At 69.7% G+C, this 13,561-nt stretch carries 8 protein-coding genes; 4 read left to right on the forward strand and 4 right to left on the reverse strand.

The features are described from left to right. Window positions 1-843 (reverse strand): O-methyltransferase, encoded by an 843-nt coding sequence (locus AB7M35_RS10570; RefSeq protein ID WP_453959528.1) that lies wholly within the window; start codon window positions 841-843, stop codon window positions 1-3. Window positions 844-1,162: 319 nt separating this feature from the next. On the opposite strand from AB7M35_RS10570, the gene AB7M35_RS10575 reads away from it, so the two are divergent. The 3 genes from AB7M35_RS10575 to AB7M35_RS10585 are packed head-to-tail and all read left to right on the forward strand — an operon-like array spanning window position 1,163 to window position 4,867. Then, entirely contained in the window at window positions 1,163-2,983 is a 1,821-nt protein-coding gene (locus AB7M35_RS10575) for an ABC transporter ATP-binding protein (protein ID WP_453959529.1), read from the forward strand. Between the two features lie 17 nt (window positions 2,984-3,000). After that, window positions 3,001-3,903: a glycosyltransferase family 2 protein gene (locus AB7M35_RS10580; RefSeq protein WP_453959531.1), complete on the forward strand. Its 903-nt coding sequence runs from the start codon at window positions 3,001-3,003 to the stop codon at window positions 3,901-3,903. Window positions 3,904-3,934: 31 nt separating this feature from the next. After that, window positions 3,935-4,867, forward strand: a complete 933-nt coding sequence (locus AB7M35_RS10585; RefSeq protein WP_453959533.1) for a glycosyltransferase family 2 protein — start codon at window positions 3,935-3,937, stop codon at window positions 4,865-4,867. A 167-nt stretch (window positions 4,868-5,034) separates the two neighbouring features. On the opposite strand, the gene AB7M35_RS10590 is transcribed toward AB7M35_RS10585, so the two are convergent. Both AB7M35_RS10590 and polA read right to left on the reverse strand, forming a co-directional pair. After that, on the reverse strand, window positions 5,035-5,406 hold the full coding sequence (locus tag AB7M35_RS10590; RefSeq protein ID WP_453959535.1) for an MliC family protein: 372 nt from the start codon (window positions 5,404-5,406) through the stop codon (window positions 5,035-5,037). A 613-nt stretch (window positions 5,407-6,019) separates the two neighbouring features. Further along, window positions 6,020-9,016: a DNA polymerase I gene (gene polA / locus AB7M35_RS10595; RefSeq protein WP_453959537.1), complete on the reverse strand. Its 2,997-nt coding sequence runs from the start codon at window positions 9,014-9,016 to the stop codon at window positions 6,020-6,022. A gap of 284 nt (window positions 9,017-9,300) precedes the next feature. On the opposite strand from polA, the gene AB7M35_RS10600 reads away from it, so the two are divergent. Then, on the forward strand, window positions 9,301-11,502 hold the full coding sequence (locus AB7M35_RS10600) for a transglycosylase domain-containing protein (RefSeq protein WP_453959539.1): 2,202 nt from the start codon (window positions 9,301-9,303) through the stop codon (window positions 11,500-11,502). Between the two features lie 688 nt (window positions 11,503-12,190). Here AB7M35_RS10600 and AB7M35_RS10605 read toward each other — a convergent pair. Next, window positions 12,191-13,390, reverse strand: coding sequence for a multidrug effflux MFS transporter (locus tag AB7M35_RS10605; RefSeq protein ID WP_453959542.1), 1,200 nt, complete (start codon window positions 13,388-13,390; stop codon window positions 12,191-12,193). Window positions 13,391-13,561: the final 171 nt, after the last annotated feature.

The raw sequence follows: 13,561 nt of genomic DNA on the forward strand, positions 1-13,561 counted from the left end.
TCAGACCCGCGCCAGCACCGAATAGAGAGGGGGCGTGACGGTCCTGTCTGTGGCGCCCCCAGGGGAATAGATGGCGATGCCCATCTGGTAGAGGTCGATCACCACCGAAAACCGGGGGTCGTCGCAGACCGAGGCCCACGCGCGCTTCATGCCTTCCGACCAGCGGATGTCGTCGTAGACGAACAGCGCGCCTTCCACAGAGTTGGCCGCGATCTGGTCGGTGTAGGCGAGCGTCGGCTCGTAGTGGTGGTTGCCGTCGATGAAGGCCATGTCGATGGGCGCGGCCGCCTCGATGGCGCCGGCAAGCGTGTCCTGGAAGAGGCCGACGCGGGTGGCGATCGTCGTCAGGCCGAGCTCGCGATGCAGCGTTTCGGCGGTGCGGACCCGGTAGGGGGAGACGTCCAGGGTGAGGATCCGTCCGTCGGTGCCCGCGTCGGCGAGGCCCGCCGCCAGGAACGCCGACGAGATGCCGATGTTGGTGCCGAGCTCCAGCACCGAGGCGGGCTTCAGGCGGGAGGTGAGCGCATGGAGCAGCACGGCCTGGGACGGCGGCTTGCTGACCGCGCAGGCGCTGGCGACGGTCTCGCCGTCGTCGAACGGGCCGGCCGGACCGAGGCTGCCGTCCACCAGCGGGCGGGTGTCGGCGGCGCGCGCGCGCCGTGCCGCCTCGATCGCCTGCACCGAGGCCGGCGGCCGGCGCTTGATGTCGTAGACGGCGAGGATGGCATCGACGACCGCGGCCGTCCGGGCATCGCCGCGCGCGCCAAGGCGCCCCAGCACCGCCCGGTCGCGGCCGGCAAACCCGCGCCGCACCGCCTGTTTCGCCGAGCTCAGGATCGACATCTTGCGGTCCTTATCCCTCTGGGCCGGCGCCCGCTGGACGCCACCCGAACCATCGCATCGCCCTTCTAGCGCCGTTTTTCCGACCGCTCGACCGAATTCCGCAGCGCACGCCTTTTTTGCTGCGCGCGCGTCCTGCCGGCGCTACAGTCGCACCCCGCGCGCTGCGCGCGAACGGCTGCGCCTGCGCGTCATCGGGCTTGCGCGTTTCTGCGCGTTTTTGCGTTTTTCTGCGCGTTCATCCTGCGCCTGCGTCTCGCGCGCGCCCTTCCGGAATTCGGCCATCGCGGCCGCGCTTCACCTGGACCGTTCCGCGCCCGACATGACCAGCTCCGCGCCGCACCCCGCACCCGACGAGGCGTCCCTCTTCTCGCTTCTCCGGCGCTTCCACGCACACCTGTCCGCGCCCCGCCGCAAGCAGCTCGGCCTGCTGCTCGCGCTGATGTTCCTGGGCGCCATGGCGGAGCTGGTGACGCTCGGCGCCGTGGTGCCGTTCCTGGCGGTGCTGTTCGGCACCGACGTGGCCCAGCAGGGGGGCGCCGCCGGCTTCCTCGACGACATCGTGCCGGCCGGTATGATCGCCTCGGGTCAGGCGGTCTACGTGGTGAGCTTCGCGCTGATGGCGCTGGCGCTGACGGCCTCGGCGACCAGCGTGCTGATGTACCGGGCGCTCTACAAGTACGTCTTCGCAGTCGCCAACGACTTCGGCATCGACGCCTACCGCAAGACGCTCTACCAGCCCTACAGCTACCACGTGAACCAGAACTCCAGCGACGTCATCGCGGTGACGAACTCGGTGCAGATCTTGCTGTTCTACGTGCTGCAGCCGTTCTTCGAGGCCTTCTCCGCCGCCTTCGTCGCGGTGTTCATCATCCTGGCGCTGCTGCTGATCGACGCGTCGAGCGCGCTGATCGCCGGCACCGCCTTCGCCGTCATCTACCTGATCATCACCCGCCTCGTGAAACCGCTGCTCACCCGCAACAGCGTCGCCATCGCGGCCGCCCAGACCGACCGGGTGAAGTGCGTCCAGGAGGGGCTGGGCGACATCCGCGACATCCTGCTGGACGGCACCCAGGAGGCCTATGTCGCGAAGTTCGCGGCGGTGGAGACCGGCCTGCGCCGGGCCCAGTCGACGAACCTGTCGCTGGCCGTGCTGCCGCGCTTCGCCGTGGAGGGCATCGGCATCTGCGTGATCGTCGGCCTCGCTCTCTGGCTCAGCCGCTCGGACGCCGGCATCGTCGCCTCGCTGCCGGTGCTGGGCGCGCTGGCGCTGGGCGCGCAGCGGCTGCTGCCGCTCGCCCAGAAGGTCTACGCCGGCTGGAGCCGCGCCGCCGGCAGCCGCTCCGTCCTCCTCGACGTGCTGGTCTTCCTCGACCAGGAGATCCCGTCGGAATATCGGGCAGCGAAGCCCGCCGCGCCGATGCCGCTGCGGACCGCGATCCGCTTCGAACGCCTGACCTTCCGCTACACCCAAGACGACGCGCCGGTGCTCGACGCCATCGACCTGACGGTCGCCCGCGGCGAGCGCATCGGCATCGTCGGCAAGACCGGCTCGGGCAAGAGCACGCTCATGGACCTGATGATGGGCCTGATCGACCCGACCGAAGGGGCGATCCTGATCGACGGGACCCGCCTCGACCGCGACAACCGCCGCGCCTGGCAGGCGCAGATCGCCCACGTGCCCCAGTCGATCTTCCTCTCCGACGGCACCATCGCCGAGAACATCGCGCTCGGCCGCCCGCGCGAGGCGATCGACATGGCCCGGGTGCGCGAGTGCGCCGAACGGGCCCAGCTCATTGACCTGATCACGAAGCTTCCGGAGGGCTTCGAGGCCATCGTCGGCGAGCGCGGCGTGCGGCTGTCGGGCGGCCAGCGCCAGCGCATCGGCATCGCCCGCGCCCTCTACAAGCGGGCGAGCGTGCTGATCTTCGACGAGGCCACCAGCGCGCTCGACGCCGACACCGAACGCGACGTGCTGGCCGCGATCGCCGGGCTGGAGCGGGACGCCTACACGATGTTCTTCGTGGCGCACCAGATGTCGTCGATGACGCTGTGCGACCGGATCATCCAGCTCAGCGCCGGACGGATCCTGTCAGCGGATCCGGGCGGCGGCGCACCGCCGGTGCGGACCATGGAACACTAGGTGTCAGGGTTGGGGACATGACCACCGTCAGCATCGTCATCATCACCTATGCGCGGCCCGACCTGCTGCGCGCCTGTCTGGCGACCTGCGTCACCCAGACCTCCGCCCTGCCCGGCGGCTTCGAGATCGTGGTGGTCGACAACAACCCCGCCGGCACCGCGCGGGAGCTCGTCGAGGAGGTCGCCGCGGCGGCCCCCGTGCCGGTCCGCTACGTCCACGAGCCGAAGCCCGGCATTCCCAACGCCCGCAACGCCGGCATCCGCGCCACCACCAGCCCGCTCGTCGGCTACGTGGACGACGACCAGACGCTGGCGCCGGACTGGCTGGAGCTGATGACCCGGGCGTTCGAGCGCCAGCAGGTCGACTGCCTGTTCTCCAACGTCGAGCCGGTCTACTTCGACCCGGACCTGTCGCCGCCGCCGGCGATCGCGGATTCCTACCGCAGGCTTCCCGGCGGGCGCGCCTCCAACGGGGTGCTGTTCCGCCGCGACACCTGCGCCACCGACGTCCACCCGTTCGACCCGGCCATGATGTTCACCGGCGGCTCCGACACCGACTTCTTCACCCGGCTCGACAGGCGCGGTCGCACCTTCGGCTGGTGCATGGAGGCGGTCGCCTACGAGTACGTGCCGAGCGACCGGGTGCGCGTCGGCTACGTCATGAAACGCCAGTTCGCCGGCGGCCAGCACTTCGCCTGGACGCAGATCCGCTATTCCGGCTCGCCGCCGCTGACCGCCGCGAAGATCTTCGCGAAGGCCGTGCTGCAGTCCGGCGCGCTGGGGCTGGCCGCGCTGGCGAGCCCGCTGATGGGACGCGACCGCCGCGCCTACGTGCTGCTGCGGCTGTCCGGCGCGCTCGGCAAGCTGTGCTGGCCGCTGAAGTTCGAGCTGCGCCGCCGCCCGGTCGGCACCTCCGCATGACCGGCCCGGCCGGGCGTCCGGGGGCCGGATCGTGACCACCGTCTCGGTCATCGTGCCGACGCTGCGCCGGCCGGATGGGCTCAAGCGGGCGGTCGCCTCGCTGACCGCGCAGACCGCCGCGGCCGGCCACGATCTGGAGATCGTCGTCGTCGACAACGCGCCGGAAGGCGGGGCGGAACAGGCCCTTGCCGCGCCCGAGGGCGCCAGCGACGTGTCGCTGCGCATCGTCCACGAGCCGAAAATGGGCGTCGCCACCGCCCGCAACGCGGGCCTCGCGGCCGCCCGTGGCGACGTGATCGGCTTCCTCGACGACGACTGCACGGCGCCGCCGGACTGGCTCGCCCGGCGCCTCGCGTGCATGGAGGCGAGCGGCGCCGACGCGGTGTTCGGCCCCCGCCACGCGGTGCTGGAGCGCACGCCCGAGCGCGACGCGGCGTGGTTCGCGGCGAGCTTCACCCAGGACCTCGGCGTCGCGTCCGGCACCGGCGTGGCGGCGCGCTGCGACTATCTTCCGCTCACCGGCACGCTTTTCCGGCGCGCCCGCTTCGACGCCGGCATCGGGTTCGATCCGCGCCTGGACAAGCTCGGCGGCGAGGACGTGCTGCTGTTCAAGCGCCTGCGGCAGGCGGGGGCGCGCCTCGTCTGGTGCGCCGACGCGCCGGTGGTCGAGCACGTTCCGGCGTCCCGCCTCGACCACGGCTACATCTGGCGCCGGCGCTACGCCAGCGGCCAGATCCGCTGCCTCGTGCCGTCGCTGCTGGAGCCGCCGCTGTGGCGCGAGGTGGCCGCGCAGATGGCGAAGGGGGCGGCGCAGGTGGCGCTCGCCGGCCCGCTGGCGCTGGCCGGCCGCCTCACCGGCGCCTGGCCGCCGCACCCGACGGCGATCGCGCTTTCCGGCCTCGGCAAGCTCGGCTGGTGGCGCACCACCGGCCCGCGCTTCTACGGCGAGGGGCATGTGGGGTGATGGGGCGGCCGCGCCCGTGCCCTCACCGGCATGCTCCGGCCCCGACGGTCAGGCCGACTGGATTCCAGCCTTCGCTGGAATGAGCGGAGGTTTGGGCGGGCACGGAGAGTTCACGCGATTCGGGTCTGCCTCAGGCACGCGCCGCGACCCTGCGGTCAGGCCGAGACCTATTTCGTCGCCGTGCACTCGACCGGGGTCTGGGTGTCGGTCATCAGGTTGGTGAGCGTCGCCTCGCTCATGCCCTTCGACCACCAGACGTACTGGGCGCCGGCATAGCGCGCGCCCGAGCCCGACAGCACGTTGGCGGCGACGACGAAATCGTCCTTGAGGGTCAGCAGCGCCAGCGAGACCGAGCCGGCGTTGACGTATTCCACCGCGACCGTCTGGTCGCCACAGGTGTAGGTGGCCTTCGTCGACGTCGCCTCGTCGGCGCCCGGCACCACGAACGAGACCGTGGCCGACTTGCCCGCGGCGAGGGCCGGCGCGGCCGGGGCCAGCGCCAGGGCGGCGACCGCAAGGCCGAGCATCGTCTTCTTCATCGTCCCGTCTCCCATTCGTGATGGACCGAGCCGGTCCGGGTGTCCTTCGGATCGCAAGTTCGGGCGCCAACCCGCAAGCGAATTTTTCTGCCATTTCTGGATGGGAGGATGGCGATAGCCTCATCCTCCGCTCATTCCAGCGAAGGCTGGAATCCAGAAACGGCGGAGGATCGGGGCGATCCAGGCCGGAGAGTATGCGCGGTCCCCGCCCCGCGCCTCAACTTGTTTCCCGACTGCCGCAGGCTCGGCAACTGGATTCCAGCCTTCGCTGGAATGAGCGGAGTAATTGGGTCGGCCGGGCGGTATTCTCTGGCTTCCCGGCCTCACCCAGCAGCGCACGACCAAGCCTGTCCGCCCGGGCCTCTTCGTCCTGCCTGTATCCGTCGCCGCTTCCCTATGGATCCCCGCTTTCGCGGGGATGAGCGGAGAAGGGGTTAGCCGGGTGCGCCCCCCCTATGATTGTGCCGTATCTCGCCCACCAGCGCGCGACCGCGCGCCGGCCGGAGGCCGCCCTCGCGGAGCCGCGCACGCAGGGCGCGGCGTGAGCGGGTAGACCCCCGCCTCCCGGAGCCGGTGAGCGCAGCGCATTCGGCGTGAGGGGCCTAGAAAACTCTCAGTGCGCCGCCGCCCATGTCTCCGCCGCGTTGGCGTCGACCTCGAGCGGGACCGAGAGGGTCAGGGACGGGTCGCAGGCGTGGACCATCACCTGGCGGACCACCGGGATCGTCTTCTCCACCTCGTCGTCGGGCACCTCGAAGATCAGTTCGTCGTGGACCTGCAGCAGCATGCCGGCGCCGAGCCGCTTCGCCGCCAGCGCCGGTTCCAGCCGGATCATCGCGCGGCGGATGATGTCGGCCGCCGAGCCCTGGATCGGCGCGTTGATGGCGGCGCGCTCGAAGAAGGCCTTCATCGACGGGTTCTTGGTGTCGATCTCCGGGTAGTGCGCCTTGCGGCCGAAGATCGTGGTCACGTAGCCGTGCTCGCGGACGAACGCCTTGGTGGATTCCATGTAGTCGCGGATGCCGGGGAAGCGCTCGAAGTAGCGCCTGATGTACTCGCCCGCCTCGTTGCGGGGAATGGCCAGCTGGTTGGCCAGACCGAAGGCGGAAATGCCGTAGATGATGCCGAAGTTGATGGCCTTGGCGCGGCGGCGGATCATCGGGTCCATGCCTTCCACCGGCACGCCGAACATCTCGCTTGCGGTGAGGGCGTGGATGTCGAGGCCGTCGGCGAAGGCCTGCTTGAGCTGCGGGATGTCGGCGATGTGGGCGAGCACGCGTAGCTCGATCTGGCTGTAGTCGGCCGCCAGCAGCTTGGTCCCCGGCGCCGCGATGAAGGCGGAGCGGATGCCGCGCCCGGTCTCGGTGCGGATCGGGATGTTCTGCAGGTTCGGCTCCGAGGAAGAGAGCCGGCCCGTCGAGGTCGCCGCCATGGCGAACGAGGTGTGGACCCGGCCGGTCTCGGCGTTGACGTAGGTGGGCAGCGCGTCGGTGTAGGTGGACTTCAGCTTCGACCACTGACGCCATTCCAGGATGCGCGCCGGCAGGTCGTGGCCCTCGGCCGCCAGGTCCTCCAGCGCCTGGGCGCCGGTGGCCCAGGCCCCGGTCTTGGTCTTCTTGCCGCCGGGCAGGCCCATCTTGTCGAACAGGATCTCGCCGAGCTGCTTGGGCGAGCCGACATTGAACGGCTCGCCGGCCAGCTCCTGGATCTCCGCCTCGACGGCGGCCATCTTCTGGGCGAACTCGCCCGACAGCCGCGACAGCACCTGGCGGTCGATGACCACGCCGCGCCGCTCCATCCGGGCGAGCACGTCGACCAGCGGCCGCTCCAGCGTCTCGTAGACCGTCGTCACCCGGTCGGCCACCAGCCGTGGCTTCAGCACCCGCCAGAGGCGGAGCGTCACGTCGGCGTCCTCGGCGGCGTATTCGGTGGCCCGGTCGAGGTCGACCTTGTCGAAGGTGACCTGCGCCTTGCCGGTTCCGCAGACGTCCTTGTAGGCGATCGGCGTGTGGCCGAGCCAGCGCTTGGAGAGCTCGTCCATGCCGTGGGCGCGGACGCCGGCGTCCAGCGCGTAGGAGATCAGCATGGTGTCGTCGAACGGCGCCACGTCGATGCCGCAGCGGATCAGCACCAGCCAGTCGTACTTCATGTTCTGCGCCACCTTGAGGACCGACGGGTCCTCAAGGAGCGGCTTCAGGCGGGCGATCGCCTGGTCGTGGGGGATCTGGCCCTCCAGCAGCGCGCCGGAATCGAACAGGTCGGCGCTGCCGTTGCGATGGGCGATGGGGATGTAGCAGGCGCGGCCCGGCGCGGTGGCGAGCGACACGCCGACGAGCTCGCAGCTCATGGCGGTGAGCGACGTGGTCTCGGTGTCGACGGCGACCACGCCGGCCTCGCGCGCCTCGGCGATCCAGCGGTCGAGCTCCTCCAGGGTGCGGACGGTCTGGTAGGCGGCGCGGTCGACCGGCGTCGCGGTCGCCTCGGCGAGGCGGCGCTGGGCGAGCCCGGCAGCCCCCTCCAGCGCCGGGCCGTCGAGGGTGGCGGCGACCGCGGTGGCGGCCGCCTCGGCCTCCGGCACCGCGGCGACGACGCCGTCGGGCAGGCCGGTGAAGGCCGGATCCGGCTCCACCGCGGTGGCATCGACCTCATAGACCTCGGCGGCGCGGCGGGTGATGGTGGTGAAGTCCATCGCCTTCAGGAAGCCGATCAGGGTGGCCGGATCGGGATCGTGGACGGCGAGGTTCTCCAGCGGGACCTCAAGGTCGACGTCGCAGACGAGCGTGACCAGCGTCTTGGAGATGCGCGCGAGCTCGGCGTTCTCGATGAGTTTCTCGCGGCGCTTCGGCTGCTTGATCTCGTCGGCGCGGGCGAGCAGTTCCTCCAGCGAGCCGTACTCGGAGATGAGCTGGGCGGCGGTCTTGATGCCGATGCCGGGCACGCCGGGGACGTTGTCGGTGGCGTCGCCGGCGAGCGCCTGCACGTCGATGACCTTCTCCGGCGGCACGCCGAAATACTCCATCACCTCGTCCGGGCCGATGCGGCGCTCGGCGCGGAAGGAGCCGCGCTTCTTCTCGCCCGAGGCCGGGTCGTACATGGAGATGCCCGGCCGGACGAGCTGCATCAGGTCCTTGTCCGCGGAGATGATCAGCACGTCGGCGCCGGCCTCCTGCGCCTGGCACGCGTAGGTGGCGATCAGGTCGTCGGCCTCGTAGCGGATCTGCTCGATGGGGATCATCCCGAACGCCTTCACCGCCGAGCGCATCAGCGGGAACTGGGGCACCAGGTCCTCCGGCGGATCGGGCCGGTGGGCCTTGTAGTCGGGGTAGAGCTCGCGGCGGAACGAGGCTTCGGACTTGTCGAAGATGATGCCGAGATGGGTGGGCGTGATGCCGACGGCGCCCTCGCGGATGAACTGGAACAGCTTGTTGCAGAACAGCCGGACCGCCCCGGTGGGCAGCCCGTCGTCGCGGTAGTTGTACCGCCGGTCCTGGTTCATCGACTGGAAGTAGGCGCGGAACACGAAGGAGGAGCCGTCGACCAGGAAGACATGGTCGCCCGCCTTCGGGGCGCGCGGCGTGAACGGGATCGCTTTGGGGGTCACTGTCGCCATGTCGGGAATGATGCCTTCCGCTCGGATCGGTTTGAAGGGCGAATCTCGCCGCCGTCGCCGCTCTTTTACCGCCCCTTAGGGATAACCGCACACACTGAAGGCACGGGCGGCGCATGGACGCGGGCGCGGGCGGGCAATCGCACCGCCGGCGCCGGTGCGTGTTCTCCGCCCGATGGCCGCGCCGGCGACCAGAAATCGCCACATCTGGCCTTCATCCGGAGACCGGGACTGCCGGCGCAGCCGATTCCGCGCGCGCGGCCCTCAACCCAAGGACCCGAACCGACATGGCATCCAGCCGGCCGCCGCAAGGGCGCCCTCCCCGCCGCAAGCCCAGCGACGCGGGCAAGACCCTCGACCTGCACCCCATCCGCACCGGCGGATCCGGCACCGGATCGTCGGGCGGCGGGCGCGGAGCGGGCGGCGGCAGGCCGCCCGCCGGCGGCAACGGCCGCCGCTCCGCCGAGCCGGAACGCCGCGATCCGCGGCGCAGGAAGACCACCAAGAGCGGCCGCCGCAAGCGCAGCCTGCTGCGGCGCATGGTGGGCTGGACGCTGTTCGTCGGCATCTGGGGGCTGATCGCCGTCGTCGGCATCTTCGCCTATTACGCCGCGACGCTGCCGCCGACCTCGGAATGGGCGGTGCCGAAGCGGCCGCCGAACGTGCGCATCGTGTCGGAGCGCGGCGAGCTGATCGCCAACCGCGGCGACACCGGCGGCGAGGCGCTGACGCTGTCGGAGATGTCGAAATATCTCCCCAACGCGGTGATCGCCATCGAGGACCGGCGCTACCGCGACCATTACGGCATCGATCCGATCGGCCTGACGCGCGCGATGTTCTCCAACCTCGTCGCCGGCGGCGTCGTGGAGGGCGGCTCGACGCTGACCCAGCAGCTCGCCAAGAACCTGTTCCTGACGCCCGAGCGGACCATCGAGCGCAAGATGCAGGAAATGCTGATGGCGATGTGGCTGGAGGCGAAATACTCCAAGGACCAGATCCTGGAGATGTACCTGAACCGCGTCTACCTGGGCGCCGGCGCCTATGGCGTCGACGCGGCCGCCGAGCGCTATTTCAACAAGTCGGCGCGCGAGCTCGACCTCGCCCAGTCGGCGATGATCGCCGGCCTCCTGAAGGCGCCGTCGCGCTATGCGCCGACCCGCGATCCGGACGCCGCGGCGGCCCGCGCCAAGGTGGTGCTGCAGGCGATGGCCGACGAGGGCTACGTCACCCCGATCGAGGCGAAGATCGCCGGCGCCAACCCGGCCCAGGTGGTGACGCGGGCGACCTCGCCCAGCGTCGGCTACGTGGCCGACTGGGTGGCGGACGTGCTGCCGGGCTATGTCGGCGCGGTGGACGAGGACATCGTCGTCGAGACGACCATCGACCTCGGGCTGCAGGAGATGGCCCAGGACGCGCTGAAGACCAAGCTCGACAAGGACGGCAAGGAGATGGGCGTCGGCCAGGGCGCCATCGTCGTCATGGACGGCGGCGGCGCGGTGAAGGCGCTGGTCGGCGGCCGCGACTACCAGAAGAGCCAGTACAACCGCGCCGTCACCGCCAAGCGGCAGCCGGGCTCCTCGTTCAAGCCGTTCGTCTACCTGGCGGCCCTGGAGCAGGGCTTCACGCCGCAGTCGGTGGTGGTCGACGAGCCGGTGAAGATCGGCAACTGGTCGCCGCAGAACTACACCAAGAAGTACTACGGGCCGGTGACGCTGACCCGGGCGCTCGCCAACTCGCTCAACACCGTGTCCGCCAAGCTGGCGGCCACCGTCGGACCAGCGAACGTGGTGAAGACCGCCCACCGGCTCGGCATCCACTCCGAGCTCGACCCGAACGCCTCGATCGCGCTGGGCACCTCGGAGGTGACGCTTCTGGAGCTGACCTCCGCCTACGTGCCGTTTTCCAACGGCGGCTACGGCGTGGTGCCGCACGTGATCCAGCGCATCCGCACCGACGACGGCAAGGTAATCTACAAGCGCACGGGCTCCGGCCCGGGCCGGGTGCTGCCGGAGCTGGAGGTGGGCGAGATGAACGCCATGCTGTCGGAGGCGCTGACCTCCGGCACCGCCCAGCGCGCCCAGATCGAGGGCTGGCCGGCCGCCGGCAAGACCGGCACCAGCCAGGACTGGCGGGACGCGTGGTTCATCGGCTACACGGCCTACTTCACCACCGGCGTGTGGCTCGGCAACGACGACAACTCGCCGACCAAGCGCGCGACCGGCGGCCACGCCCCGGCCGAGCTGTGGCGGGCGGTGATGCAGAAGGTGCACGAGGGCATGGCGGTGGCCGACCTGCCGGGCGCCTACGCCGGCGGCGCGGTGCCGGTGGCAAGCGCCGACGTGCCCCTCGACGGCCCCAACCCGGGCGCCTACCCGGCGGCCCAGCGGTCGGGCGAGACCCGCCAGGTGCAGGGCGCCAGCCACGGCGCCTGGATCCCGCCCGAGCGCAACGTCGGCACCGGCTTCTTCAAGAAGCTCTTTGGTGGGTAGGGCCATCGACTTGCACAGCATGCTAAATCGCGAGGGGAGGCATCACGAAGTGGCTGGAATAATATTCAGCCACGTCCTCTACCGCGCAGTTAGCAGTCTGCAAGCAATTTCACGCTCTCCCCACCGAGTGGAAAAGGTTTCGGACACTTCAAACCAACTTCCATCGCGTCCAGAACCATGGTTCGCGCCCATACAGGAACACTGACACACGTGCCCACTAGCCTCTTGACACGCAGGGGCACAGATTTCCTGCTCGCGGTAAGGCTGTACAATATAAACTTTGCCGTAACGCGATAGTGCACGATCAACAAAATCATTGAACCATGATTTTGGAAGTTCCCAATATGCGTCCTTCCCACCAAACCACTCAGGACCTATTCGTCTCCCGTTTTGAAGCCATTGCCGATTATCGTGAGAAAACGGGAGGCGCACCCTTAGACGCTCACCTTTGCCGGCTCGACGCAAGACAACTGGAATCTCTCTCTGACTCCAAACAGAATTGAGCTTTATCTGGTTTTTGGACATCGCCGAATGCCCCCAATCCAATGCAACCTCAACCAGATATCATACTATGAAGCACGCAAAGGCTTTATAGAATGGAATTCCCTCCCCTAACCACGATTGAGAGTGCCTATGGCCTGTCGCGAAACGCGGCCGAAAAAGGCACTCAGGTTGTACTCGTCCCGCCCTACCAGATCGGGCCGGCGGCGCGGATCCGGCGCGACAGCGCGTAGGTGAGCGCCGCGGCGATGCCGCAGGCGCAGAGGAACAGCGCCATCGGCCAGGCGGTCGAGCCCATCGCGATGCCGACCGCAACGCCGACGGACGCGCTGAACACCATCTGGGTGAAGCCGAGCAGCGACGACGCCGCGCCGGCGCCTTTCGAAAACGGCATCAGCGCGCCGGCCATCGCCTGGGGCATCGCCTGGCCCACTCCGGCCATGTAGATCATCGACGGGATGATGATGCCCAGCGGCCCGTCGAAGCCGACCGCCAGCGCCAGCACCATGGTGATCCCGCCGACGGCGAGGAAGGCGCAGCCGATGCCCAGCGCCGCCGCGACGCCGAGGCGCTGCAGCAGCCGCTGGCCGATCAGCGTGCCGGAGACGTAGGCGAGCGCGCAGATGCCGAACACCAGCCCGAAGCTCACCGAGCTCATGCCGTAGATGTTCTGGAACACGAACGACGAGGCGGAGACGAAGGTGAAGATGCCGGCGTAGGTGAAGCAGACGATCGCCACGTGGACGCGGTAACCGGCATCGGAGATCACCGGACCGAAGCCGCCGAAGAAGGTGCGCACCGTCAGCGGCGTCTCGGTGCGTTCGCGCACCGTCTCCGGCAGCTTGAAGATCACCGCCACAAGGATGACCGCGCCGAGAAGGAAGACGGCGAGGAAGACCGCGCGCCAGCCGAACAGCGCATCGATGAGGCCGCCGAAGGTGGGCGCGATGGCGGGCATGAGGCCCATGATGGTCGCCATGCGCGACATCTCCGTGCTCGCCCGCCGGCCCTCGTAGAGATCGCGGACGATGGAGCGCGACAGCACAACCGGACCGGCCGCGCCGAGCGCCTGCAGGAAGCGCGCGGCGATCAGCATCTCGATGGAGGTGGCGAGCGCGCAGGCGAGCGTGGCCACGGCGAAGAGCGACAGCGCGGTGACCAGCACCGGCTTGCGGCCGAACCGGTCGGAGAACGGGCCGTAGACGATCTGCGCGACGGCGAAGCCGACCAGGAACACCGACAGCGTGAGCTGGGCGGTGGCGACGGATGCGTTCAGCCTGATCGCGATCGCCGGCAGCGACGGCAGGTAGGTGTCGGTGGAGATCGGACCGGCGGCCTGCAGCAGCGCCAGCAGAACGGTGAGCGCGAGGGTGCCGGCCTTCAGCATGGCGCCAACGCCCCGGCCGAACCCGCCTCAGGCCGGATCGGCGGCGCACCGGCACGACGGCCCGTCCGGCGCGATCGCGTGGATCCGACGGCTGACATCACGGACCGCCCGGGGGCACCGCACGGCAACGAAGCGACGAAAACTGGCATGGGGACTGACGACTGACGCAAA

The organism is Amorphus suaedae (assembly GCF_053629675.1).

Excerpts from the sequence above, each read along its gene's own strand:
- AB7M35_RS10570 (WP_453959528.1), bottom strand. The coding sequence starts at position 843 with ATGTCGATCCTGAGCTCGGCGAAACAGGCGGTGCGGCGCGGGTTTGCC.
- AB7M35_RS10575 (WP_453959529.1), top strand. The coding sequence starts at position 1,163 with ATGACCAGCTCCGCGCCGCACCCCGCACCCGACGAGGCGTCCCTCTTC.
- AB7M35_RS10580 (WP_453959531.1), top strand. The coding sequence starts at position 3,001 with ATGACCACCGTCAGCATCGTCATCATCACCTATGCGCGGCCCGACCTG.
- AB7M35_RS10590 (WP_453959535.1), bottom strand. The coding sequence starts at position 5,406 with ATGAAGAAGACGATGCTCGGCCTTGCGGTCGCCGCCCTGGCGCTGGCC.
- polA (WP_453959537.1), bottom strand. The coding sequence starts at position 9,016 with ATGGCGACAGTGACCCCCAAAGCGATCCCGTTCACGCCGCGCGCCCCG.
- AB7M35_RS10600 (WP_453959539.1), top strand. The coding sequence starts at position 9,301 with ATGGCATCCAGCCGGCCGCCGCAAGGGCGCCCTCCCCGCCGCAAGCCC.
- AB7M35_RS10605 (WP_453959542.1), bottom strand. The coding sequence starts at position 13,390 with ATGCTGAAGGCCGGCACCCTCGCGCTCACCGTTCTGCTGGCGCTGCTG.